The sequence below is a fragment of the Candidatus Nitronereus thalassa genome (assembly GCF_032191465.1).
Taxonomy (GTDB): Bacteria; Nitrospirota; Nitrospiria; order Nitrospirales; family UBA8639; genus Nitronereus; species Nitronereus thalassa.
Genome location: NZ_JAQOUE010000001.1, coordinates 1,559,983 through 1,585,259, shown reverse-complemented (window position 1 = coordinate 1,585,259; position 25,277 = coordinate 1,559,983). Strand labels below are relative to the sequence as shown.

At 48.2% G+C, this 25,277-nt stretch carries 23 protein-coding genes and 1 riboswitch; of the genes, 12 read left to right on the top strand and 11 right to left on the bottom strand.

Annotated elements, in window-relative coordinates:
• Window positions 1–267: 267 nt before the first annotated feature.
• The gene (locus PPG34_RS07135; protein WP_313832482.1) at window positions 268–1,908 is read left to right on the top strand and encodes a pyridoxal phosphate-dependent decarboxylase family protein; all 1,641 of its coding nucleotides are present in this window, start codon (window positions 268–270) and stop codon (window positions 1,906–1,908) included.
• 36 nt (window positions 1,909–1,944) lie between these two features.
• Here the strand turns inward: PPG34_RS07135 and PPG34_RS07130 are convergent, their stop codons facing one another.
• The 4 genes from PPG34_RS07130 to PPG34_RS07115 form a co-directional block, all read right to left on the bottom strand.
• On the bottom strand, window positions 1,945–2,472 hold the full coding sequence (locus tag PPG34_RS07130) for a hypothetical protein (RefSeq protein ID WP_313832481.1): 528 nt from the start codon (window positions 2,470–2,472) through the stop codon (window positions 1,945–1,947).
• A gap of 98 nt (window positions 2,473–2,570) precedes the next feature.
• Complete coding sequence (lpxC, locus tag PPG34_RS07125) at window positions 2,571–3,509, bottom strand: UDP-3-O-acyl-N-acetylglucosamine deacetylase (protein ID WP_313832480.1); 939 nt, start codon at window positions 3,507–3,509, stop codon at window positions 2,571–2,573.
• A 193-nt stretch (window positions 3,510–3,702) separates the two neighbouring features.
• Window positions 3,703–4,035: a hypothetical protein gene (locus tag PPG34_RS07120; RefSeq protein ID WP_313832479.1), complete on the bottom strand. Its 333-nt coding sequence runs from the start codon at window positions 4,033–4,035 to the stop codon at window positions 3,703–3,705.
• A gap of 236 nt (window positions 4,036–4,271) precedes the next feature.
• Entirely contained in the window at window positions 4,272–4,961 is a 690-nt protein-coding gene (locus PPG34_RS07115; protein WP_313832478.1) for a potassium channel family protein, read from the bottom strand.
• Between the two features lie 288 nt (window positions 4,962–5,249).
• On the opposite strand from PPG34_RS07115, the gene PPG34_RS07110 reads away from it, so the two are divergent.
• The 3 genes from PPG34_RS07110 (at window position 5,250) to PPG34_RS07100 (ending at window position 7,438) form a co-directional block, all read left to right on the top strand.
• The gene (locus PPG34_RS07110) at window positions 5,250–6,131 is read left to right on the top strand and encodes a tRNA (adenine-N1)-methyltransferase (protein WP_313832477.1); all 882 of its coding nucleotides are present in this window, start codon (window positions 5,250–5,252) and stop codon (window positions 6,129–6,131) included.
• Between the two features lie 62 nt (window positions 6,132–6,193).
• On the top strand, window positions 6,194–6,580 hold the full coding sequence (locus tag PPG34_RS07105) for a response regulator transcription factor (RefSeq protein WP_313832476.1): 387 nt from the start codon (window positions 6,194–6,196) through the stop codon (window positions 6,578–6,580).
• 6 nt (window positions 6,581–6,586) lie between these two features.
• Complete coding sequence (locus tag PPG34_RS07100; RefSeq protein ID WP_313832475.1) at window positions 6,587–7,438, top strand: HD-GYP domain-containing protein; 852 nt, start codon at window positions 6,587–6,589, stop codon at window positions 7,436–7,438.
• A 164-nt stretch (window positions 7,439–7,602) separates the two neighbouring features.
• Here the strand turns inward: PPG34_RS07100 and PPG34_RS07095 are convergent, their stop codons facing one another.
• On the bottom strand, window positions 7,603–8,037 hold the full coding sequence (locus tag PPG34_RS07095; RefSeq protein ID WP_313832474.1) for a rhodanese-like domain-containing protein: 435 nt from the start codon (window positions 8,035–8,037) through the stop codon (window positions 7,603–7,605).
• An 86-nt stretch (window positions 8,038–8,123) separates the two neighbouring features.
• Here PPG34_RS07095 and PPG34_RS07090 point away from each other — a divergent pair, with 86 nt between their 5' ends.
• Window positions 8,124–8,447, top strand: coding sequence for a hypothetical protein (locus PPG34_RS07090; protein WP_313832473.1), 324 nt, complete (start codon window positions 8,124–8,126; stop codon window positions 8,445–8,447).
• Between the two features lie 24 nt (window positions 8,448–8,471).
• On the opposite strand, the gene pyrE is transcribed toward PPG34_RS07090, so the two are convergent.
• A complete protein-coding gene (gene pyrE / locus PPG34_RS07085; RefSeq protein ID WP_313832472.1) occupies window positions 8,472–9,038 on the bottom strand; it encodes an orotate phosphoribosyltransferase in 567 nt (188 codons plus the stop codon).
• 111 nt (window positions 9,039–9,149) lie between these two features.
• Between pyrE and PPG34_RS07080 the strand changes: the two genes are divergently transcribed.
• Entirely contained in the window at window positions 9,150–10,001 is an 852-nt protein-coding gene (locus tag PPG34_RS07080; RefSeq protein WP_313832471.1) for a hypothetical protein, read from the top strand.
• 49 nt (window positions 10,002–10,050) lie between these two features.
• Here the strand turns inward: PPG34_RS07080 and PPG34_RS07075 are convergent, their stop codons facing one another.
• On the bottom strand, window positions 10,051–10,488 hold the full coding sequence (locus tag PPG34_RS07075) for a glycine zipper family protein (RefSeq protein WP_313832470.1): 438 nt from the start codon (window positions 10,486–10,488) through the stop codon (window positions 10,051–10,053).
• A gap of 35 nt (window positions 10,489–10,523) precedes the next feature.
• Window positions 10,524–11,315: an SDR family NAD(P)-dependent oxidoreductase gene (locus PPG34_RS07070; RefSeq protein ID WP_313832469.1), complete on the bottom strand. Its 792-nt coding sequence runs from the start codon at window positions 11,313–11,315 to the stop codon at window positions 10,524–10,526.
• 194 nt (window positions 11,316–11,509) lie between these two features.
• Here PPG34_RS07070 and PPG34_RS07065 point away from each other — a divergent pair, with 194 nt between their 5' ends.
• The 4 genes from PPG34_RS07065 (at window position 11,510) to PPG34_RS07050 (ending at window position 16,875) form a co-directional block, all read left to right on the top strand.
• Window positions 11,510–12,313, top strand: a complete 804-nt coding sequence (locus PPG34_RS07065) for a hypothetical protein (protein WP_313832468.1) — start codon at window positions 11,510–11,512, stop codon at window positions 12,311–12,313.
• 173 nt (window positions 12,314–12,486) lie between these two features.
• Window positions 12,487–12,589: riboswitch (cyclic di-GMP riboswitch) on the top strand.
• Window positions 12,590–12,751: 162 nt separating this feature from the next.
• Window positions 12,752–15,085: a BREX system ATP-binding domain-containing protein gene (locus PPG34_RS07060; protein WP_313832467.1), complete on the top strand. Its 2,334-nt coding sequence runs from the start codon at window positions 12,752–12,754 to the stop codon at window positions 15,083–15,085.
• Window positions 15,086–15,109: 24 nt separating this feature from the next.
• Complete coding sequence (locus PPG34_RS07055) at window positions 15,110–16,429, top strand: sensor histidine kinase (protein ID WP_313832466.1); 1,320 nt, start codon at window positions 15,110–15,112, stop codon at window positions 16,427–16,429.
• The gene (locus tag PPG34_RS07050) at window positions 16,426–16,875 is read left to right on the top strand and encodes a response regulator (protein ID WP_313832465.1); all 450 of its coding nucleotides are present in this window, start codon (window positions 16,426–16,428) and stop codon (window positions 16,873–16,875) included. Before PPG34_RS07055 ends, PPG34_RS07050 begins: the two co-directional genes overlap by 4 nt.
• A gap of 818 nt (window positions 16,876–17,693) precedes the next feature.
• Here the strand turns inward: PPG34_RS07050 and PPG34_RS07045 are convergent.
• The 3 genes from PPG34_RS07045 to PPG34_RS07035 all read right to left on the bottom strand — a co-directional run bounded on the left by PPG34_RS07045 (window position 17,694) and on the right by PPG34_RS07035 (window position 20,536).
• Complete coding sequence (locus PPG34_RS07045) at window positions 17,694–19,199, bottom strand: aldehyde dehydrogenase family protein (RefSeq protein WP_313832464.1); 1,506 nt, start codon at window positions 19,197–19,199, stop codon at window positions 17,694–17,696.
• 226 nt (window positions 19,200–19,425) lie between these two features.
• The gene (locus PPG34_RS07040; RefSeq protein ID WP_313832463.1) at window positions 19,426–19,782 is read right to left on the bottom strand and encodes an STAS domain-containing protein; all 357 of its coding nucleotides are present in this window, start codon (window positions 19,780–19,782) and stop codon (window positions 19,426–19,428) included.
• Window positions 19,783–19,966: 184 nt separating this feature from the next.
• Window positions 19,967–20,536, bottom strand: coding sequence for a hypothetical protein (locus PPG34_RS07035; RefSeq protein ID WP_313832462.1), 570 nt, complete (start codon window positions 20,534–20,536; stop codon window positions 19,967–19,969).
• Between the two features lie 338 nt (window positions 20,537–20,874).
• Between PPG34_RS07035 and PPG34_RS07030 the strand changes: the two genes are divergently transcribed.
• A complete protein-coding gene (locus PPG34_RS07030) occupies window positions 20,875–23,496 on the top strand; it encodes a BREX system ATP-binding domain-containing protein (protein WP_313832461.1) in 2,622 nt (873 codons plus the stop codon).
• An 829-nt stretch (window positions 23,497–24,325) separates the two neighbouring features.
• A complete protein-coding gene (locus tag PPG34_RS07025) occupies window positions 24,326–25,273 on the top strand; it encodes a class I SAM-dependent methyltransferase (protein ID WP_313832460.1) in 948 nt (315 codons plus the stop codon).
• The last annotated feature ends 4 nt before the right edge of the window (window positions 25,274–25,277 follow it).

Here is a 25,277-nt window from a genome sequence, read left to right as displayed (position 1 = left end):
ACTAGTTCCCTGAGTAGTTTGACTAAAAAGGCATGGTGCACTTAATGGGAATGTCCAGTCAATTCGGGTTTATACCGGTAGGGGGGTCTGAAAGCTGGAAGGTGACTCGAGGCGATGGATCTTGAGTGTCTCTTTAGGAAGAGTTGGGCTTCTTACATGTTCCTGATTTTCCATAGCCACAATCTTTAGGTGTGCTAAAATAATCGGGAAAGTACGTTTTTCCTGCCCCCGTGTCGATTCTTTCACCGTTGAAGGAGGAAGAATTTCATGGCTATACCCTACCGCAATATTTTAGAGAACATTCGCCTGGCGTTTCCTCAACCCATTTCGGATCGCGTCCATGATTCCTACCTTGTCCATAGTGTCATGCGAGCGATGGATGAAGTGGATGCACTAAAAAGCCAACGACCGATTTTGGGCGAGCGAAAACCGTTGGACTATGACCTCGCGCGTCAATCTGTTGTCCCGGAACAAGGAATGACTATCGAAGCCGTGACGAGTGATTTGGTTTCTTATTGTGCTGGGCTAACGATTCCCGGGCATCCCCAAACGCAACAGAACGTTGTGCCGCCTCCGACCATTTCCTCCCTCATCGGTGTGCTTCTCGCGTCCCTTTATAATCCTAATTTGTCATGGGATGAATATAGTCACCGGTTGTCCCTGGCTGAGGTGGAGATGGTGGCTATGACCGCGCACTTGTTGGGTTATGACCCTAACAGCGCTAGGGGGTTTTTTACGTTTGGCGGGACAGGTACCACCTTGTATGGTGTCAAAACGGGATTGGAAAAAGCTCTTCCCGGCACGATGGAACATGGTGTGCGCGAAGAGGCGGTAATTTTCGCCAGTGATGCGAGTCACTATTGCCGTTACAATATCGCCGGATGGCTGGGTTTGGGATCCAAACGTTTAATCACGATTCCCACGGATACCCGCAATGCCATGGATGTCGGTGTGCTTGGTGAACAGGCGCGCTCGGCGCTCCGCAGTGGGAAACGCATTGCCGCGATAATTGCGACGTTAGGGACGACTGATGCCTTTGGATTAGATGATATTGCGGGGATTATTGCTCTACGTGATGAACTCGTGGAAGAGTTTCAACTTTCTTATCGGCCTCATGTCCATGCCGATGCCGTGATTGGGTGGGCGTGGTCTGTATTTAATGATTATGATTTTGAGGCAAATCCTATGGGGTTTCGTCCACGGACGATTCGAGCCTTAGCAGGGGTGCGTCACCATATTCAGCATGTGAATCTTGCGGACAGTATTGGAATCGATTTTCATAAACCTGGTTTTGTTCCGTATATTTCCAGCCTAGTCCTATTTCGCCATGGAGAAGATATTAAATTATTGCAAAGACCCCAGGAGCAAATGCCGTATTTGTATCAATTCGGGAGTCATCGGCCCGGAATGTTTACGATAGAAACATCTCGACCCGGTACAGGAATTTTAGCGGCTTTGGCCAATATGAAGTTATTTGGCAAGCAAGGGTTGCAGGTCATTATTGGGCATATTGTGGAAATGACACAGCTCCTGCGGGAGCATCTAGAGGGCCATGCCTGTACGACCGTCCTGAACCGCGATAATTTTGGAACGGTGACAGTATTTCGGGCCTATCCTCCAGGTGTGGATACATTTCGGATCAAGGAAAAGGAACTACACGAGAGTTTGCATCGGGAGCAGCTTCTCGCCCATAACGAATATAATCGGCAGGTGTTTCACTATGTTCATGAGGAGGCGATGGCTGGCCGAGGGGCGGTGCTCTCATTAACCGATTGTTATCGACATACTGATTATGGTGAACCGATTGTGGCCTTGAAGTCGTTTATTCTCTCGCCGTTTGTCGATGAGGAGATTATCGAGGTGATTGTAAAAAAAGTGTTAGAGGCGCGAGAGGAAATTGAAGGGTAAGCGGGTGTACTCAAACCTCACTATTTGTTTGGCTGGTCAATGCGAATGTTCGGAGACCATTTCCATAAATTTTGGGGCAAGAATTCGGCTTTGAATCAAAATAAATCCTTGTTCTCCATGTCCTCGGTAGTTGAGATTTATTTCGGTGTCGTTCCCCCGCCAAGTATTTTCCTGATTTAATCCCCGTACCATTGATCCACGTTGGCGTTGTATTTTCCCGTATTGAGCAGAAAGATATTTAATAATGGTCTGGTGAGTGTTTTCGCCATGGTAACGAATCATGACTCGAGCAAATTTTCCGTCAATGGTGAGAAGTCGAAGTGTTTCAACTTTGGTGTCGGCAAATTGTAGCGAATCTTCTTTGAATTGATACTCCTGGATTCGATCGTCCGGGTCTACCAAGGTTAGATGATTGAGGGTATGAAGTGCCGTTCCCCATTTAATTCCTTTAAACCCCTGAGGGTCGTGAGTCATGGGACTAATGGCTTGGGAAGGATCCGTGAAAAGGAGGAGGAAACTCAGAGCAGCCAGGCCAATGAAAATGGAGAGGTCTCGGTTATTCATAAGGGTGAGGCCGACCCTAACATGTGGCGGAACCGAACGCAATTATGGGTGGGAAAGAGGAGATTCTTGGGAAAGTAGAGAAGGGAACGATTGGCTGGCTAGGCAGCGGAATTAGCGGAAAGTGAAACCGAATGGGCCATGTCATTTTCATTCGAGTACCCATCGGAACTGTTATCCCATCCTGGATGATGGGAACCAACCAAAATCCAAGCATCGGAATTATCAAGAATCATTTGGATGAGTTGATTGTGCAAAAAGTGTCCAGATCGATCAGCGATAATATGTCCTATGATTGGAAGTCCTAATAAGGCCAAGTCCCCAATGAGATCGAGAACCTTGTGCCGAACACATTCATCAGGAAACCTCAGACCCTGGTCATTGAGAATGCCAGATTCTGAAAATACGATGGTATTATCCAACGATCCACCTTGACCAAGTCCTCGGGCCCATAACGCTTCGACTTCATGGGAAAAGGCAAATGTTCTGGCCTCGGCAATTCTATCTTGAAAGCTTGCCGGCGACCATTCGTATTCATAGGTTTGTTGTTGGATAAGTGCGTGGTTGTAATCAATCGAATAGGTAATTTTAGGAGTGACTGAGGGGAGGACTGAGACTCCACGACGATGATCCCCAATATGAAGGGGTTTAATGATTTTTAGGAAGGACCTCGGACGTTCCTGAGAAACGATCCCTGCGGTGTGAATCATTTCTACAAAGGGGGAGGCACTGCCATCCATGGCCGGTACTTCTTCCGAATTAATATCAATATAGGCATTGTCAATTTGCATGCCCCAAAGAGCTGACAAGACGTGCTCGGTCGTTTGAATTTGAAATCCGTTAGATCCAATAGTGGTGCACAATTCCATAGGGCGAAGATTTCGGATTGAGGCTTGACATGACTCAAGGTGCCCATTCGTTTTCCGTCGAAATACAATCCCTGAGTCTACCGGGGCTGGTGACAGAGTTACCTTGGACGGTTTTCCAGAATGCAGTCCGATTCCTTCTAGTGCTGTTGGCTGCCTCAATGTTCTCTGCACGTGCATTTCTCCTCTAATCGAAATTTCTAAATCCCTAAAGTGAAATGCAAAACATGGGCCATAATAAAAATCAAATAATATTTCATAACGTATTGAAATTGTGAATAATTGATATTGATAGTTGATTTAGATGATGTGAAAAATCAATAGAAGTGTTGCAAAAATAATACATTTTAAGGTGATGAAGATTAGTCTATTTTTGTGCCAAAAATGGTTCTTGCAGGTATCGTTGGGTTTCAGGAATGAAATCTGGGCCTTGCGAACGAAGTAATCCCACAATAATCCCTCGATGTTTTTTATGGAGTCCCGATTCGACAACGGCTTCCTGAAAAAGTTTCCATTTGAATGTTTGGTCATGAGCCATTTGATCTTGTTCATCGGTCGATTGGTTGCTAAGCCTGCGGGAGAGGCATATTAGGGCCTTTTCGACGCTGTCATAAGGGGGAGCGAGTTGCAGGTGCTTGTAAAACAATTCTAGTTCTTGCCGAAATTCCATGAGCAAGATTTGGATTCCAGGCAAAGTCATAAGCCGTTCCTTTCATGAAAGCGGTCGGATTATAGCAAAAGGTTGGCCCGATGTCCCTTATCAACTTAACTTTAAATAAAATAGATATATTTATATGATTTTTTACTTAATGAAGGGGGCCAAGGGCGAGATGAATTGAACTGAAGGGGGTTATCAACAAAAGCCTACAGGGATTTCCAAGGAAGGCCCTGGATTAGGGAGGAAAGGATAGAAGAGAAAATGTGTGGGAAACCAGCTTATTCAGCGTCGCTGAAACGATCCAAATCGTTTTCTTTTCCAATCATTACCAGCACATCCCCTTTTTCGATGAGATCAGTGGACGCTGGGGTGAAATTAAAAGATTCTTCCTTCATAAGCCGGCCTTTTACCATCCGCTTCACTTGTTTCTTAATGCCAATCACATTGAGATTGTGCAGTTCACGGATTTTTGATTCTTGGATGCTTAAGCCCGCGAAACGGTCGGGAACCGCAATTTCCTCAATGCTATAACCCGGAGCCAGCTCGAGGTATTCCAATACCTTAGGCGAAATCAAGCGGTGGGCTAGTCGATTTGCCGCATCGCGTTCGGGGTAGATCACTTCCGAAACCCCGAGGTTACTGAGGATTTTCCCATGGGTGTTGGTGACGGCCTTGGCAATGATGGATTTCACGCCCATTTCAGCCAAGGCTTGAACGATGAGAATACTGGCTTCAATATTTTCCCCAATACTAACAATTGCCACGTCGACATTCTGGGTGCTCACCGCCTTCAGTGCACGTTCATCTGTGGCGTCACATTGAACTGCAAATGTGGCGATATCGCTGATGGCCTGGATTTTAGATTCCTCCGTATCAATGGCCAAAACCTCGCACCCTTTCTGAAGAAGGGATTCTGCGACATGAAAACCAAACCGACCCAAACCAATAACTGCAAACAAACGCTTCATAACAATCCTTCGTGGTAACCCAGGAAATTCAGGTTGTGGATGTTAACTTTGCAGGGGCTTCAAGGCGATTCCAAAAACCAGGGTAGTCTTTCTTTCTTCAGGCATGGTGGATTTAGAAAAAAGGGAATGGTAAAAATTTAATTGAGATGAGAAAAACCTCCTAGACAAATGATCTTACGTCGCTCCCCGAGGGGTGTCAAGAAATCTTCCCCTTGAAAAATATCTCAACAAATTGGCTTAAACCAGGTTCCTTGCAACCTATGAAATTGGTACCTAAAATGGCCTCTTATGAAGATATTCGAATCAGGCCAGCGAGTTCACCTTGTTGACAAAAAGGGACGTCAATATGCCTTAACTCTTAAGGCAGGAGAAACTTTTCAGTTTAGTGGTGACACGATTTCCCATGATGAGCTGATTGGGAAATCTGATGGCTCGATTGTTACTCTGTCTCGGGGAAAAAAGATGCTGGCTCTTTCCCCGACAGTCGCCGAATATACTCTCAAAATGCCACGAGGCGCTCAGGTCCTGTATCCGAAAGACCTGGCGTTAATCACAATGTGGGCAGATATTTATCCCGGCGCAAGAGTATTCGAGGCCGGCGTTGGGTCGGGAGCCCTCACCATTGCTTTGTTGCAGGCCGTTGGTGAACGCGGGTCTGTCACCAGCTATGAACGACGCGATGATTTTGCAAGAACCGCCATGCGAAATATTGAGCGGTTTCTTGGTCCGGTGCCCAATTTTCAACTTCTCCAACGTGATGCGCATGAAGGGATTGATTGTCAGACAGGGGATGGCGAAACCTTGTATGACCGTGTAGTGCTTGATCTTCCAGAACCCTGGCATGTGGTGCCTCATGCAGCGAAGGCCCTTCGGTTAGGTGGGATTTATTTGAGTTTTGTTCCGACGGTGCCGCAAATCACGCAAACGGTTGATGCCCTCAATCACACACGAGCCTTTGGTATGATCGAAACCTTTGAGTCATTTACGCGCAATTGGAATATTCAAGGTCGTAGTGTGCGGCCAGATCTTCGCATGATTGCGCATTCAGGATTTATTACGGTTGCTCGACGCGTGGAACAGGTCATGGAGGTCCAGTCCCTGTCGAGCGAGATGACGGACCCTTCAATTCAGGAGAATGGCGATACTGCACCTGACTGGGATGGCGGGTAAGCACCACGGCAGAGACGATAAAAGATTAATGCATATCTGTGGTGGTCATGCCATCAAGGTATATGAAAACCATTCTTATCGCTGATGATGAAGAAGATCTCCGTGCCCTTCTTCTCATGACCTTAGAAGATCCCGCTTATCGGTTGGTGGAAGCCTCGGATGGCGAATCTGCCCTTCAGCTTATTCAGACAGAACATCCTGATGTCGTAATCCTGGATTGGATGATGCCCAAGAAGAATGGCATCGAAGTCGCCAGGGCCATGCAAGCTCACCCCCAACTCTCATACATTCCAATTATTATGCTGACCGCCAAAGATCAAACTGATGACCAGGATCAAGGACAGGAAGCTGGAGTATGCGCGTATTTGGTAAAGCCCTTCAGTCCGTTGCAATTATTGGATTTGGTGCAACAGCTGATGGGGGAATCCTCAGCCAGATTTGCGGGGTAACCATCTATGAAACTTTCTCCTCCTTCAGTCCCCGATCATGATTTGAACAAACAACTTCGCGCGGCCAAATCACAGCTCGCTATTTACGCCAAGGATCTCAAGGAGTTGCTAGTTCGTGAGAAAAAGAAAGCGAAAAAGCTGGAGGCCGTCAATAAACAAATGCAAGCCTATGCCCAAGATCTAAAAGCTGCCTACCATGCTGAGCGACAGAAAACTATGGAATTGGAAAAAGCCTATGCAGATACGGTAGTCAGGCTTACACTGGCTTCACGATATAAAGACGAAGAAACGGGCACGCATATTCAACGATTAAGTCATTATGCCAAAACCCTTGGGCTCAGTATTGGGCTTAGTGAAGATGAGGCTCAACTAATATTCGATGCCGCACCCATGCATGATGTGGGCAAAGTGAGTATTCCGGATATGATTATGCAGAAACGGGGTCCGTTGGATGAACAAGAATGGGATATCGTGAAACAGCACCCGGTATTTGGCGCCAATCTGTTAACCGGTTCCCCGTCGCAACTATTAGAGACCGCGCGCGAGATCGCATTGACGCATCATGAGCGCTGGGACGGGACGGGTTATCCGCAGGGTTTACAAAAAACTGAAATTCCCCTTGGCGGCCGCATGGTCATGTTGGTGGATACCTATGATGCGTTGCGAAGTCAAAGGCCATATAAGCCAGCATTTTCCCATGCCAAGGTCTGTGACATTATGCTGCACGGAGATCATCGAACCCGGCCTTCGCATTTCGATCCACAACTTCTTGATGCATTTCGAGAGATTCACGAACAGTTTGATATCATTTTTTCTGAGATCGTAGAGGAGGGTCCCTCAACCTCTGTTGTTGATTGAGAAACAAAATCCCAAGTTCAAAACGCAAATATCGAAATCCGAAAAATGAAATTTCCAAAATTGAAAATTTCGCATTTTTTATTTGGGCGTTGTTTGGAAATTCGGCTTTCGTATTTGGTGTTTATAGAATTTGTAGAAATGTATAAAAAGAAATTTTACATAGTTTATCGGTTGACTGTCTGAATGGGATATCCAGCCTCGGCCCAAGCATTCATGCTGCCGGCTACGTTATAGACGTGGGTATACCCAAGACTGGCTAAGGTTTCAGCGGCAATGTTACTGCGGTGTCCAGATTGGCAGTAGACTACAATATGGTCGTCCAATCGTGCGCCTATCTCCCGGTGACGAGCACCAATTTCGCGAAAATCAATATTCAGGTCGGTCCCGGGAATAAATCCTGTGCTATGTTCTTCCGGAGCACGGACATCGATAAGGGTGAATCCTTTTTGTGCGAGACTGGGTGCCTTGTTTAATCCCCCGTTTAATTCATGGACGCTCAGCACATAAAAATCTTCCGCGGCCACAGCAGGGGACCCGATGGCGATCATGAATAGACTGCAAAAACCCAACAACGGGAAATATACTTTTAAGTTCCTCATAGCGGTCTCCTTAATGTTGAAACGGAATAACCCGTTTTTTTTGAGAAACCTCGATGCATGAAAAGACATCCCTTGTAAGATATCGTATGCCCAGCCTTTCCCTCTGGTCAAGAGTTGGTCTTTTCTGCGGATTTGCCCTTTTAGCTGGATGCGGTGGTGGGTTACAGATGGTCCCTGAAGGTAAGGGGCGTGGTGTGATGATGTATCTCTATAAAGGGACGGATGGTCAAATGCTGACTCCCAAACGAGGGGAAGCCTTTGAATCCATTCGGGAATTTTGCCGGGGGCCATTTGATATTGTAAAGGAAGGACCAACGAAGGGTCGTCAACGCGTGGTAGAAGGAGTAGGAGGATCAGATATCATTGTTGAAAACTGGTGGGGAGTTCGATTTCAGTGTGAAAATTCTTGATCTAAGCAGAGAGTGAGGATGTCATTAAGGTTTGGCTGCTTTTAAATCTTCCAAATTTAACAAGCTAATCAAGGAGACCCCTGCCGCTTCGACTTTGTTTTTGCCGTCTTGTTCTTGGCGGTCCACAAGGACGAGAGCATGGGAGGCGTGGAGGTTTGCTTCCTCTACGGCCCGAAGGGCTTGAAGAATAGAGCCCCCGCTTGTCAGTACGTCATCCACTACGAGCACGCGATCGTTTGCATTGGCTGCTCCCTCAATCCGTTTTCCTAACCCATGATCTTTTGCTTGTTTTCGAACAACAAAGGTGCGGTAGGTTCGTGAAGGTTGAGTCGCGAAGGCATAATCGGATATAGCTGTGGCCAGTGGGATGGCCCCAATTTCCAAACCGCCAATGGCTTCGAAAGGGAGTTGTTGGATGGAGGCACAGGCCAAGTTGGCTACTAGCCATCGGGCATCTGGGTGAGCAAGCAACGCGCGGCAGTCGACGTAAAAGGGACTCTTTTTTCCTGAGGCCAAGAGGAAGCCATCATGTGAGTCCCATTTAAAGGCTTCGTACTTCCAAAATAATGCCGCGAGTTGTGCTTTGTACATGGGAAAGGATACTCCTCAAAAAGGCCGGTGTCTGTTCTATCATTCAAAGATAAATAATGGCAACGGTGGTCTGATTTTCTTTAAGTCATGTGAGTAGGGAGTAATGAAAAGATGTTTAAGCTCAAAAAGCGGCCATTAAAACCGGAGAAGGAACCTGAGCTGTATAACATTCTGGAGAATTACACGGATTTCGACCCGCCCGGGAATGTGATGGTTTGTGCCATGACCCGAGAGGAAGATATTCAGCATCATGCCAAAATTCTTGGGGCAAGTTACGAAATCCCTATTGAGGAAATGCAGACCTTATTGGCCGAAGGTGGGATCTATTCTTACCCACAAACAGGTGGCGTGGTAACTCGGGGAATGTTTGTGTGCAGGATAGATTCGACAGGAGAAACTCCTAAATCCACCTGGATTCTAGATTTAGCCCAAACCGCGGAGGCGGAACAACTTAGTCGGTATTCCGATATTCCGCTGACGGATGCGGCGGAACGGATATTTTTTCGAGGGCTTCCTGAGGAATTACAAGACCGGCTTAAACAAAAAAATCTTGGGCTTGATTATTCGAAACTTGATAGGTCTGTGGCCAAGGGTGGCGATATTAAATATATCGATTTCCGAAAAGATTGGTCACCCTACTTTAAACGCAAATGCACGATGCCCGATGGGTCCATGGTGGAGACTGGTGGCATCCAAGAGTTTGCCACGTTGCATGGCATCACCATTTCCCAGGCGCAAGAGTTGATTGATCAAGGGGGCACACTCGAAATCGAAGATGGAGTGTTAGCGTGCCAAGTGATTAACAACCAACCCACCGTGGCGCGGTTTAATGCCAAGCAATACGCCAAAGCCAAAGAGTTGATGGAAGCTCAAGGTTTGCACATCATGGATGCGCTGAGTGAGATGGCCCTCAATGACAAGGCACTGATGCGGAGTTTACGCCGCACGGAACGCGAAAATTAGTGAGTCGTGAAGGGCCGTTACTGGCGAGAACCAAAAAGGCCGTCTTCGTCTATTCCCACCCAATTGGCTTATACCCTCGTTCTTTGAGGCAGGTGTTCACAAAATTCTTGTAGGTCTGGCTTGGGCCAGATCCTCGCAACATAGACCTTAGAAATCCGCCGGTGGCGCCAGCCGCGGCGCCCACAGCCGCGCCCTTTCCTGCCGATCCTTGAATGGCCCCAATAACTGCGCCGGACGTGGCTCCGACTCCGGCCCCAACCGCAGTGCCTTGGGCGATTTCTTGGCCTTGGTTCGGGGAGGACGTATGCGCATCCGCTAGTTCTCGACATTCAGCAATATCCCGTTCGGCCTGTTCTTGTCCAACGCCCTCATAGTGAGCATTGGGGTAAAGGACAGGCTGTGGCCCTGCGCAACCCCAAAGGAGTAACGCCAATAAGGCGATCAATAACTTTTGTCTGAATGTGCTCTTCGTGAAGGTCGATAACATAGCCTTTTACTCCTTCGGGACTCGGTTAGGGCACCTTATGTCATTGAAGGTGGTCGAGTGCGTCGGGCGGTTTGCTTCGTGAGAATTGTCCTTGGCACCCATGTGGCCAGAAAAGAGGAAAGCTTGCCTGGCCATCCTACGGTCACAACGGTTTGTTTTTTATCGATGGCAGCCAAAGAAGCTTGAACGACTTGTGATGCTGTTTGTATGGGGATAGGACTTGAAGGTCGAAATCCTGCGGAAGCATGAAAGTCCGTTTCTGTTTGACCGGGGCAGCAAGCCTGAATGGTGACTCCGCTGGATTTGACCTCTTCCGCCAGTGCTTCAGAAAAGGAAATGAGAAAGGCTTTCGTGGCGGCATATTCTGCGAAGTAGGGAATCGGGAGCATGCCAGCAATCGATGCGACATTAATAATTGTACCCGAGGCTTGCTCCATCATTCCCGGCAAAAACAAACGAATGCTTTCTACGACCGATTGAATGTGGAGATGGAGCATTTGTTGGATTTTGGGTAAGGGGTGGGAGACGAATTCCCCGTATAGTCCAAAACCTGCGTTATTAATCAGCAGGTCTGGTGTTTGTCGATATTCCCGGGCCCTTACAAACAATTGATGGGCTGAATTGGGTTGGGCTAAATCCAAGACGCACATATGGGCATGAATAGTATGGGCGGTTTCCAATTCTTGGGAAAGTTCTCGCAAGCGTGCTTTATCTCGTGCCACTATAAGGAGGTCGTGGTTTTGGCGAGCCAATCCTCGGGCATATTCCGCGCCGATGCCTCTTGAGGCACCTGTAATAATAGCAAAGGGACGTTTCGAATTCGTCATCTCGGGTGCACTATTCCCTGCCCATGAGCAGTGGCCTGGGGGGGCAGAGCAAAGATGAAAAGAAAGTCGGACTAATGTCCAGAAACCTCTCTCTTACATCCTAGCGTGTCTTTAGGAAACGTCAAGGTAGCCGAGAAAGAAGTCTAATCCCTATATGGGGCCTCAGTCTCCATGGCCTTTTTGGAAACCGCGTGATGATTGAACAACAAGTGCGAACAAATCTCGAACAAACCTTGGCCAAAATCGAAAAAGATTCAGATCTACTGGTGAGAACCGTTGCTGAGGCGGCGACTGCGGTGAAAAAAATTCGGACGGCGGCCAGTGTTGGTGACTTCCAAAAGCTTCGCCATGCTCTCAATGAAGCCAATCAGTTCACCGCGCAATTACAACAGGAACTGGCCTCAACGACCCAGAGTTGGAATTTTGATGAAGAGGATTATTTGGGCGGATTAGGCTTCCAGCAGGACTTGTTATCCATGGCCGAACAAATGGGCGTGGATTTGATTGAACATGAGGGAACGTTGTTTGCCTATCCGGCGTTGGTTCGAGTTCACCCTAAAGAGATGGCTGTGACGATTGACCGCGTTCGAGAAACTCGATTGCGCCCATCCTTACTGGTGAAACGCTTAAAGGATTTGCAAACCAGGCCGTATCGATTTAAACCTCACGAATTTTTGGCCATCTTGTATTCTGCCTATTCTATCGCCGTCGGGATTCGTGGAAAGCATCTGCTCGGAACAGGCATCGTCATTCCGTTAATGGAAATTTATGAATTGCTCACCATGTTGCCACGCCCAACGTTTGAATATACTCGACAAGAATTTGCACGAGATCTCTACTTTCTCGATAAAAGTGGAGTGAATCAAACAAAAAAGGGTCACCTGCTTCATTTCCATGCCAGTACTGGCATCAAAGACGCCACCAAAGTCTTGAGTGTCATTGCGCAAGGGGGCCGACTGCGGACGTATTACGGCACCTCCTTTACGTCTGCAGCGTAACCATCCTTCTTTCTCAGCCATCCTGACCAGACCAGTTGATTTCTGACCCATACGGTTGCGTATGGTGACTAAACATCCTGCCAACATGATGTTCGTTTTTGTTGTTCCCTCTCACCTCGTCTTTCTGTGCAAGGAAATTTTGATGCTTCCGATAGTAATAGTAATAGAGGTAGGAGGCGAAAGGGCAAACTGCCTGAGAGGGCAGGACGCAAAGCCAAGAGACCTGAGGAGAAGGGGAACCTTAAATTTCCTTTCAGGGTTGGTCTGGTTGCAACGTTCGACTATTCGATAGCATTGCCCCTCTGTGCCCACTTGTGGGCTCTTCGATTTTTTCTCCTCCCAACGAGTCTCGATCCAACTGATACCGCAAGGGGGCAAACTAATGATTGCATTGGCCTACATCATGTGGACGTATTTCAAGGGAAAGAGAGGATCGTCATGAACATGTCATCTCTGGATTGGTTGGAGGTCATGAGGAAAGAGTATTTCCAAAGTTATCTCCGCCAGGGAGGATCTGCGGTAAAATTTGTCGTGAGCGCCGAGGAAGAGGTTCGTCGTGCCTTGCCGCAGCTATTCAGCAAAATGGCGAAAAACGATGCCTACGTATTTGCTAAGGCCGATGCGCAATATACCAAGATTCATATGGTGGATCGTTTATTTCATAAAATTGCGAAACAAATTGATTGGGATGGATTAGCGCATTTATTCCTATCCCGGCTGTTAGTTGAAAACGGATATCAGGTGCCAGATGATCGTGCAGCGTTTAGCCTTCAAGCCATTGCTGAGCTCAATGATCGTGAAGAAATGCTACTTCGGCGTGAGCTCCGGAGTTGGTTAGAAAAAGCCATTTATCGTGATTCGGGCATGTGCCAAGAATTTCGAATGGCTATGGTCCGTCTGTGTCTGGCCCAACTTGATAGTGGTGACCCAAACCCGTTTTTGGCGAATGCCGTGAAAGAATGGCTTTGTGGGGAACTGCGTTTGATTTCCGCACTCAAAGATGCACTGATTTTCCAAAAAGTCGCGCGACACAATGCCAGGGATATGCTGGCCTCGCTGGTCTACTGGGTGAGATTGGTGGGCAAAGGTGGGTTAATCCTTACGTTAGATATTAGTCAGTATATGGTAGTGAAACGGTCAAAAGAACCTGATGCAGCCTTGAGTTATACGGCAGCGGCGGCCATGGACGCCTATGAAGTTTTGCGTCAATTTGTTGATGGAACGGATGAACTCGAAGGTTGCTTGATTGTGGTGATTGCCCCAGAGGAGTTTGTGAAAGATGAGCGGCGCGGACTCAATCGTTATGAGGCACTCAAGCTTCGGATTTGGGACGATGTCCGAGATAAGCGTCGGCAAAACCCCTTTGCACCCTTGGTCAGGATTTCAAAGGACTCGGCATCTCCCGGGGTTGCCGCGAGCGGGTTTACCCAAGGAACGCCGGTCGCTAATGGGGAGGAGATGTTGCATCGCCGGGCGATCGAAGCCTTACGGGCCGGAGTGCCCAATCGAGATGCCGTCCAAGTGTTGGGGTGCGCTCAACCTGAAATTGAAGGACAATTCCGGCGCATGCTTGAGAACGCCCAGCGAAGCGTGACCGAAGGTACGACAACGAAAGGTATCTTGTTGGATGGGGGATTCGGGACTGGAAAATCTCATACCTTGGAATATCTTCAAGAGTTGGCATTGGAGAAGAATTTTGCCTGTAGCCGTATTGTGATTAGTAAAGAAACCCCGTTGTACAGCCTGGTCAAAATCTACCGTGCCTCAATTGAAACGATCTTGATCCCTGGGAAGCGCGGTGGGACATTGGCTGAAGTTGCAGGAGAGCTGAATTTTCAGGGTCCCCAATACGCAGACTTCTATGAGTGGGTGCATGGACCCAGTGGCGAGTTGGATAGCCGATTTGCCGCCACATTATTCTTGTATGAACGAATGGCCAATGATCGAGAATTGAGCCACCGTCTTGTCCGCTTCTGGTCCGGAGACCCAATTGGTGTCGTCGAACTCAAGCGGTATCTCCAGGCCTGTAGTGCGTCGAATCCCTACACATTTGAAAAAATTTCTCAAACGGATTTGGCCTTGCAACGATTTAAATTCGCCTCCCGATTGATGGTGGCTTCGGGATATTCAGGATGGATTTTACTCATTGACGAGGCAGAAATTATTGGGCGTTACTCTCTCAAGCAACGAGCAAAGTCCTATGCCGAGCTCGCGCGATGGATGGGTGGATTGGATGCATCGAGCTATGCGGATCTTGGATATAAATCAGGTCTCGCGTCAGTCATTGCGCTGACGGATGATTTTCAAAGTGCGATTTTGGAAGACAAGGGCGACCGGGAAAAAATTCCAAACAAACTACGAGAAGGACGATCGGAAACCGATGTGCTGTTGGCCGATCAAGCAGAGGCTGGAATGCGGTTGATTGAAAGTGAACGGGCCCGTTTGGTCGGTCCCTACGATCGAATGATTGAAGAAACCCAAGAAAAAGTTCGGACGATTCATGCCTCTGCTTATCATTGGGCTCCGCCAACGATTCCCTCTGTTGAGCGGTTGTCCAGCACTCGCATGCGGGAATATGTGAAAGGATGGATCACGGAATGGGATCTCAAGCGATTGGCTCCTGAAGAAACGGTTGATCTCGAAGTGACGCCCCTGCGACCCAGTTATATGGAAGATGCTGAATTCGAAACTCCCGCCGAAGAGGATCAGGCTGGTGTTGGTACTGAGGACGTTGCGTCCCCGACGGAGTTGGTCGGGGCGCAGGTCGGATAAATTGCGGCCACTGGCTTTGAGAACATGGGAACCCTCCGTGAACGTGTGTTGGAAATCGGTCAAGTTATGAATCATGCATTCACTCGATTTATGGATCCGCTGTATGAGCGCATGGTGCTGGTGCTCACGGTGGTGTTTTGTTCGAGCTTGGCCCTCATGCTGCTGCAGGTATCCCAGCTTCAGGGCGATTTGATTCAGTCGATGGCTGTGGCAGATGTTCAGGTGTATTCAAAAGCGTTGGATGAACTCGAGGGCCTGTATTCCAGCGATATCGTTCAACGGGTCCGATTTCAGGATTGGTACAACCTGTATGGATGGACTGCCTTATTGATTGTGATTTGGTTAGGTGGGTTAGGCCTGGTTATTAGTAAGCTTCGTCGCACATCCATGGAGTTGGAACAGCGGGTCATGGAACGTACGTCAGCCCTGAGGGAGGCCAATCTTGAGCTGCAGCGTCAAATGGGTGAGCGTTTAAGAGTCGAAGAAGAATTGCGTCAGGCTCATTTGGATCTTGAACATCGAGTACATGAACGAACTGCCAAGCTTGAAGAGGCCAATGCTGGCCTGACTCGGGAAATTACTGAGCGTCAACGAGTCGAAGAGCATATGCGCAAGCTCAATGCGGATCTATTGGATCGTACGACTCAATTGGAGGCTTCTAATAAAGAGTTGGAAGCATTCAGCTACTCAGTTTCCCACGATTTGCGGGCACCATTGCGAGGAATCGATGGATTTAGTCAGGCCGTCTTGGACGACTATCACGACAAACTTGATGAGACCGGCAAGCAGTATTTACGACGGGTACGTGAGGCAAGCCAGCGCATGGCGAAGCTCATTGATGCCATGCTGAATCTGGCTCGGCTCATTCGTGCTGAATTAACTTTTGAATCAGTGGATCTCTCAGCGATCGGGCGTTCGATTGCCATGGACCTGAGTAAAGCCGATCCGGACCGTCAGGTGGAGGTGGTGGTGGTGGACAATCTTCGTACGACGGCCGACCCGGACTTAACCCGAGTGATCTTGGAAAATTTATTGGGGAATGCATGGAAATTCACGAGTCATGAAGAGTTCCCTCGCATTGAACTGGGAATGACGTATCACTATGCCCAGCCTGTGTTTTTTGTCAGGGACAATGGGGTGGGCTTTGATATGACGTATGCGGATAAATTGTTTGGGGCGTTTCAGCGATTACATGCCGTCAGTGAGTTCCAGGGTATCGGAATCGGCCTTGCGACCGTGCATAGAATTATTCAGCGTCATGGGGGCCGTATTTGGGCCGAGGCGTCTGTAGGAAAAGGGGCCACCTTTTTCTTTACCTTGGAAAATGAGGGAGGCAAGATATGAGTGAAAAAGTCATTTTGTTGGTTGAAGATCACCCGGATGATGAGGAACTGACCATGAGGGCATTAGGAAAAAATAATATTCTCAACCAGGTGGTTATTGCGCGGGACGGGGTTCAAGCCTTGGAATATTTGTTTGGTACCGGGGTTCATGCTGGACGGGATTTAAGTGTGATGCCTCAGCTTATTCTTCTCGATTTAAAACTTCCTAAAATCGATGGGTTGGAAGTTTTGCGACGATTGCGGGCTGACGATCGCACGAGATTTTTGCCGGTGGTGATTTTGACCTCGTCCAAAGAGGAACAGGACTTGATGAAAAGTTATAAACTTGGGGCCAATAGTTATGTTCGAAAACCCGTGGATTTCGTAGAATTTACTCAGGCTGTTCAGCAGCTTGGTCTGTACTGGCTTATCCTCAATGAATCAGCGCCTGGTGCGAAAGTGCGATAGCCTACCTGTGACTCGAAAATTTTCTGATTACCTGGTTTTTTTCATTGAGGTTTCTGAAGCGCAACGAAGAATGTCTGCAGGATTTTTGTTTTAGCTTCATGCCTTCCAACCGTTGAATCTTTTTCAATAAGCCTGTCCCCACGTCTGACAGCCTGTCAAAAAATCCCATATTCCAAACTTCCTAACTTCCCTCATGGGGTCAATGGACATGTGTGGAAATTGTTATATACATTCGAAAACTTCCATACTTTACAATATGTTGCGACTGGAAATTCTTAAAATATCAGTTTTGGCACCTCCTTTGCTCATTCTGTGAGAATAATTTAAGGAATGCATTGGTGAATACGTATTGATACTGAATTGGTTGGTGCCCCTGATGCATCACCCAGAACGACACGGAGGTTGCCATGGCCCGTTTGGCTATTTCATATCCGATGATGGATTGCCAATCAGAAGATTATGGATTGATGTTTTCACTCTGGGAAGATGAGTCCTTTTCTCATTCGAAGAGGGTAAGGGAATTCAAAAGTCATGCAGGAGGCCTATGCAAATGTTCTCAATGTGGCACGGATGTTAAAATTCATGTGTCTCCTAAACGAAATCCACATTCAGGAAAGCTTGGAAGGACCGTGAGTTTGAAAGATCATGATCTATGTCGTCGATGCTGGAGGCAGGTTATTCGAGGCGCCCGTGAGGCCGAGGCTTCGAATGAATATTACTTCCTTGAATCTGATGAAAATCGTCAGGTTGCCTAAAACAGGCGATCAACCGAAAACGAATTTTTTTAGCGCCTTCTTTTACTCAACCCATTTTCTTACTTACAATAGCGCACAGACGGACTTCACCTCAGTATACAGATCGATGGCCTCGTGGCCCATTTCCCTCCCCCATCCTGATTGTTTGTAGCCGCCGAAGGGCAGTGCCGCATCGAAAATATTGTGACAGTTGATCCACACGGTTCCCGCGCGAAGCTGGGCGGCAATGCGGTGGGCTTTGCCGATATCCTTGGTCCAAATGGCTGAAGCCAATCCGTAGATGCTGTCATTCGCTTTCGTGACAACCTCCTCCAAATCTGTAAACGGTTCGGCGCAAACTACGGGACCAAAAATTTCTTCCTGAATGACTTTCATCTTTTGGTTTGTGTTGACAAGGACGGTCGGTTCAATAAAATATCCTTTAGTCCCAACCCGTCCGCCTCCCACCATGGCTTTGGCGCCTTCGTTCATCCCTGACTCTAAATATCCTAAGACTCGTTGTTGTTGCTCATCGGAGACCAGCGGGCCCATGTCGGTTTGGGCGTCCATGCCAGGACCGACTTTTATCTTCTTAGCTTGCTCCGCCACCCCAGAGACGACTTTGTCAAAAATAGATTTGTCTACATACAGACGTGACCCGGCGCAACAACATTGTCCATGATTAAAAAAGATGGCATTGGCCACACCCGGAATGGTGCTCTCGATGTTGGCATCGGGCAATACGAGACTGGGAGATTTTCCGCCTAATTCGAGGGAGACTTTTTTGAGATTGCCGGTAGCGGCCTTGGCGATTAATTTCCCGACTTCTGTGGATCCTGTGAATGCCACTTTATCCACATCAGGGTGAGCAGCCAGGCCTGCTCCGGCTGTTTCGCCAAAGCCTGTCACGATATTTAAGACCCCTGGAGGAAATCCGGCTTCACAAAACAATTCTCCAAGAAGCAGGGCCGACAATGGTGTTTGTTCAGCGGGTTTCAGCACAATGGTACAACCGGCAGCAAGGGCTGGACCTAATTTCCACGCGGCCATGAGGAGAGGAAAATTCCAGGGAATGATTTGTCCGACTACGCCAACGGGTTCGCGAAGTGTGTAAGCATGAAATTGAGCCCCAGGGGCATAGGGCACGGAAATCGGAATCGTGTTGCCTTCGATCTTAGTGGTCCATCCTGCCATATACCGAAACAAATCGATGGCTAGGGGTACATCAGCCACTCGGGCCACAGCCACGGGTTTTCCATTATCCAAAGATTCCAATTGGGCAAAGTCTTCTAGTCGGGCTTCCATGAGGTCAGCCAATTTCCAAATCATTTTTCCACGTTCTGACGCGGTCAGTTTTCGCCACGGACCTTTATCAAAAGCCCGTCGAGCAGCCTTCACGGCGAGATCGATATCGCCCTTTTGTCCTTCAGCCACTTGGCACATGGGTTCTCCTGTGGCGGGGTTGAAAGTGGAAAACGTCTTCCCTGAAAGAGCTGGGATCCAGGTTCCATCAATAAGCAGTTTGCCTTCTGTGGCGAGAAATTTTTGCACGGAGGGTAAGAGCGGAGTTTCGGTCACAGTGGCACTCATGGCAGACCTCCTCTGGTAAAGAGTGGTGATCAATATTATCAGGAACACACTAGTAATCGAGGTGTCCTTAAGAAATTATGACCCCGATTCTTCCTTGCCTGCAACTATTTGAAAGTATGAAGAGGATTGGTTCAAATGTGGTTTGGAGGGTAACAATAGGAGGAGTGTATACCGCAGTTTTCGAGGGATTAACGGATCTAGTCCCAGGAATTTTCGCGAGCGGGAGTTAATGATATAGGGGTAGAGAAAAAATTTGTCGCTTTAAGGCTTCTTCGAGCGAACGATAAATAGGAATGATACGGGGAAATTTCATGGAGTGAAGTTTGTTTGCCAAATGGTTTGGGGGATGAAGTAAACTTAAGCGTCGGCATTGTTGGATAAGCTTTTGATGGGCGATTACGAGCAAACTCATGGCCGCTTCATCAGCGCAAGTTATCCCTTGAAGATCAACAATGATATGTGGCTGATTACTATGAAAGGTCTGTTGAATGGCATCCATAAATTCCTTTCGTGATGAAAAATCGAGCTCCCCCTGCAATTCCAATAGAATAGCGCCCTGAATTGTATGTTCCATAACCTTCATGAGGGTTCCCTTCGCCTTAGTACTTAAGCTGAAGAATAAGCAATATTCATGCTTAGTCTATATGCTTGAATTTCTTGAAAATGCTAAAGGAATTGAAAAAACCAAGGCAATTTTTGACACACTGGTGAAGGGTGGAGTGGACAGTATGAGTGGAAGGGGAGAAAGAAGAAAAAGAGTGATCCTTTTACTCGCGATTCTGTTCCCAATGATTTCGTTGGGCCTTGGCGGCTACCTCGTCCTGATACACGACCCGAAGAATCGTATTCCCGAATTTGCGACGAACAATTTTGAGCAACACGGATCCATCGGCGAACCCAATAATTAACTCCTGATCTTTTCCACTTTGGAAATGGTCGTCCTCTTGCTCCGTGGGTATATGACTTAGGGGATATTGGGAAACCAGAACCTCGTACAATTCCCCAAACCATTCTTTGGTATGGCTTCCCATGTCGATATCGATATGGGTCAACGTACCATTTTGCGAATGAGAATCGTCCGGGGTGCTGGAGGGCCCTGATCTTCCATAACTCAATGTAAAATAGCGATTTTTCCCTAAAATGTCATAGAGGCATTCGTATTCGCTGGAACAGCCATCCAAGGCCTCGACCGCACTGGGCTTCATGCCAAATTTCAATTGGCCAACACCGTCAATCGGTTTGGCCTGTGCAAGGGGGATTCCTGCCCCAGTGGTCCAACCCTGGATCAGGAGGAGGAATGAAATGATTTTCAGTATGGGAAAACAGGATATCACCATGATTTTTTGGCCCTTCCAAAGAGAAAGAATTGGCTTGAGGAGAAATCTTTCATCAATCGCGATGTAAATTTGTTGTCCTGAATGCACACTACCAGATCTTGTGGTGGTGGTACCATCCCATACGGGAAAAAATTTTGGCATTGGTGACTAAGGTTTTTAGGAGGCGGAAGGGAAAAAAGTATCAAGAAATGGTAGGAAAAACCGATAAAGTTCCATAAGCCCTATGAACCTGGCAAAACCCTTGGTAATGGGTGATTGTGACACCAAACCGTGAACTTAAAAATGATCTATTTTCCAAATCAGAGGCTTATGAATCCCTGGAAAGGATGAACATTGGCATGAGTGAGATTGTGGAAGCGCTAAACCGCATTCAGGCGGCAAGGTCCGGGGAAGGCTCGAGGGGCGAAGCGCCTCAGGCTGTAGCCGAAATTCCTGACGAATCTGTGGTCGAAGTAGCTCAAAGACGTCCCGCGGATTTGCGCGACTTTTTTGCCCCTTCTGTCTCTATGCCCAAACCGACTGCCCCTTCAGCCTTGGCTGAATCTTCAGAGCCAGCGGAACCCGAATTGGATGAAATGTTGGTGGAGGATTGGTTGCGAATTCTCAAGCAAGAATACGTGCGGTCATATATTCGGGATGGGGGAAGCTCGGTCAAATTTGCGATTGGGTCATGCCAAGAGACCCGTCCGGCGCTTCAGTCTGGATTGAGTGCTCTGGGAAAAGAGGAAGGCCTACTCTTTGCCAGAGTCGACGCCCGGTTTACCAAGATGCATATGGTGGATCGATTGTTTTTCAAGGTTGCGAAGCAAATAGATTGGGATGAACTTGCCTATAATTTTTTGGTCGACCTCGTTCGTGAAAAAGGGTATCAGGTTCCTGATAAATGGGAAGATTTCAGTCTGACAAAACTTGCCCAACTCAATGATCGTAAAGAGGCCCTGCTCTGGAAAGACATGCAAACGTGGATTGAGCGTACGATTGAAGCTGATTTGAATCTTTGCCAGGAATTCCGGATGGCCATGATCAGTCTGTGTACGGCCCAATTACAATCCAGTGACGCGGATCTCCATGTCGCTCAATCGGTCAAGGAATGGTTGCGAGGGGAATTGCGACTAATTTCCAGCGTGAAGCACGCGTTAATCTTTCAAAAGATCTCTCGTCACAATGGTCGACACATGTTGACGTCCCTCACGCATTGGTTGCGGCGGGCGAAAAAGACTGGGCTTCTGTTGACATTGGATTTGTCGCGATACTTGGTTGCAAAGAAACCCGCTGAAATCGATTCCACATTTTATTACAGTTCGGCGGCCGTACTCGATCTGTATGACACTTTGCGCCAATTCATCGATAGCGTGGATGACCATGCGGGATGTTTGATTGTGGTATTGGCACCAAAGGAGTTTTTGAGTGATCGTCGTCGAGGGCTGGATCGCTATGAAGCGTTGAAGCTACGCATTTGGGATGATGTTCGTGATAAATATCAACAAAACCCTCTCGCACCCATGGTGCGACTGTCCGCATCTCCGGCGAATGTCCGTCACCATAGCATTGGGATTGGAGCAACTCCTCTTCACCAGGGGGCTGCATCTTTGCGGGATCGTCGAGTTATCGAAGGATTGCGAGCAGGGGTGCCCAACCTTGATGTGATTCGAGTCATGGGGTGTTATCAACCGGAAGTCGAAGGTCGGTTCGAGCGGATGTTAACGGCAGTAGATCAGCAAGCGGCGGAGGGCCAATCGACTCGAGGCATGATCGTGGAGGGAGGCTTCGGCACGGGGAAGTCTCATGTACTGGCCTATTTGCAACATCTTGCCCTAGAGCAACAATGTATTTGTAGCCGCGTCATCATCAGTAAGGAAACGCCGTTATATCATCCATTGAAAGTATTTCAGGCTGCCGTGGAAAGCGCGGTCATGCCAGGGCAAACCGGTCAAGTATTGGTGGAACTAGCCAATCGACTCGATGTGTGGAGTCCGGGGTATCAAGAATTATCTGATTGGGTACATGATTATCGCAATGGCATGGATCAGCGATTTGCCGCGACTATGTTTTTATTTCAACGTATGAGCACCGAACCTGAAATGTGTCATCGTGTCACGCGATTTTGGAGTGGTGAACCACTGGCCATGAATGAGATTCGGGCCTGCCTTCGGCAATGTGGCGTGTTCCAAAACTACTCGTTTGCAAGAATCCGTGAGGTGGATTTGGCGATCCAACGGTTTCGTTTCGCGGCCAGACTGATGCGCCTGGCCGGGTATCGTGGATGGGTCGTGTGTCTGGATGAGGCTGAATTGATAGGGCGATATTCGTTTGTGCAACGGCTCAAAGCCTATGCGGAGTTATCGCGAATGCTAGGGGCCTCTCCAGAGGTGGGGATTCCAGGGCTGGCCGCCGTCGTCGCATTGACGGATGATTTTCAATCCGAAATTCTTGAATCCAAGGGAGATCGGGCTCGCGTGCTCGCTGCGTTGGGGAAAGTCGGAACCACGGCTCAACTTGAAAAGCAGGCTGAGCAAGGGGTGCGATTTATCGAATGGGATACTACTCCTCTTCGAGAATTGACTGAAGTCCGGGTGGAGGAAGCGTATCATAAGATTCGACAACTTCATCATTCCGTCTATGGTGATGATCGGCATGCCTCAATGCAGATTCAGGAATCGACTCCCGCCCATTTCAAAGGCAAACGCATGCGTGAGTGGGTCAAGAGCTGGGTGACCGAGTGGGATTTAAAACGGTTGCTGGCTTGTGAAGATGTGGATATCCAGATTCGTTCAGTCAAACAAGCGTATGAAGAAGATCAAACTTTGAACAATTCGGTGGAAGAAGAAACAGAACCCTCTGCACCGGGTGACGTAGAACGGTCAAACACGCCAGAGGTTTCAGTCCAACCTGTACCCATTGAGAAGAAGCCCAACCCATTTGCGGTGCATCTTTCAGCATCTTCTGAATCGACAACGTAACAGATCTGCTAAAACACCCATCTAGCGAGTGTCCTTCTGACCCCAAGCGTGCAGTGCGGAAGAACTGCCGAACTCTTTTTCCCCACGTTCCACGCACGACGCTTCACGTTTCACGAAACCTGTCACGATCTCGATAGGCCCAGAATGGTTTAGTATCGATCAATGTCTGATTGAGCAGGGGAGAGAGTGAAGTGGCGTCGAAGGTGGGGTTGAACCCGCATACCCTGAGGGTACTAGAACCTGAATGTCTATCCGACCATTGCCCGCCTTGATTCCTATTGTACGGTGCATAGATAGCTCAGGAGTGATGCTTGTTGCTTGTCACACCGAACACCGGGAATCCATTACTTCTTACAATAGCCACTTGCCAAAAAGCTTGACAATTACCGTGCATCTTGGATGTCACGACTTACTGTGTCAAAAAACTCTTGGATAAAAGACGTATTCACTTTCCCCTAACCCTTCACGTATTCTGCATACATAGCTCTGACATATCTGCAGGAAACTAATAATTCTACTTTATGAGTGAGGAGTCCCCTATTTTTCCATCGACTCAATTCCTACACACTGAGCGATCTGATTAGCGATGGATGAGAAAAATAGATTTATGACTCCATCTCACATTCTGAATATTTTTTAGGTCTGCAATTTTTAATATTAAGAAAGACAACGAAAGAACTTACTTTATGTTGAATAGTGCTCTACAGCTTGTCCGGCTTAACTCGTATGCTTTATTAAATTCTGCCAATAAGCGCCTCGTAACCAATCCCTTTGTACCCTTCAGGGTCTTCGCACCGAACGTGTTGCTTGTCGCATTGAAGGGCAGCCTATGATGGACGAAGGACTGCTGGTGCAGGAGCGCATCTTGCCCTCATTCCCTAGCACACAAGGATTGACGACGTTAGATAATTCGACCCAGTGGTGCTGGGTTTGTAAATCTTCCTCGATGACATTGGTCAAGAGGGGAGCGATTCCCGAAAACATGTCGGGACACGACTATCGGATCACCGACGCGACCTATGGGTTGACAGCGGACATCTTCCAGTGTGGCCAGTGCGGCTTTCGGCAGTGCTCGGATCTCGTCAACGTTCTCCAGTACTACGAGGAGATGGAGGATGACGAGTACGAAGCGACCCGCGCTGAACGTGCGATCCAGGCTAACACCTTGCTTAAGATCGTCGAAAGGTTCAAGCCGAGGGGCCGCCTGCTCGACGTGGGGGCAGGTAGCGGAATCTTCGTGGAGCAGGCGCAAAAAGCAGGCTTCACCGCCTGTGGAGTGGAACCGTCTCGGTCCTTACACGCGCAGGCGCGCCAGCGTGGTCTTCCGGTCACTCTCGGGGCTCTTCCTCACGACAACGTGACGGGGCCATTTGATGTGGTGACTCTGGTGGACGTTATCGAGCACGTGCCGAACCCGATCGAAGTGACCCAGTCGCTTGGAAACGTGTTGGCCGATGATGGAGTGTGCCTCATCGCTACTCCCGACATCGGCTCGGTGGCGGCGAGGCTCATGGGGTGGCGATGGTGGCATTATCGGCTGGCCCATATTGGCTACTTCAATCGTTCAACGCTTCGGCTTGCCATGAAAAGCGCGGGTATGGACATCATCCACATATCTCGCCCGACCTGGTATTTTACCGTGAGCTATCTTGCCACGAGGGTTCTCCAGTATGTTCCGGCCTGGCTGCGACCACCAATCCCAAAATTCTTCGACCGGATTATGATGCCTCTGAACCTGTTCGACTCGTGGCTGATAGTCTGTCGGAAGTCCTGCTGACTCT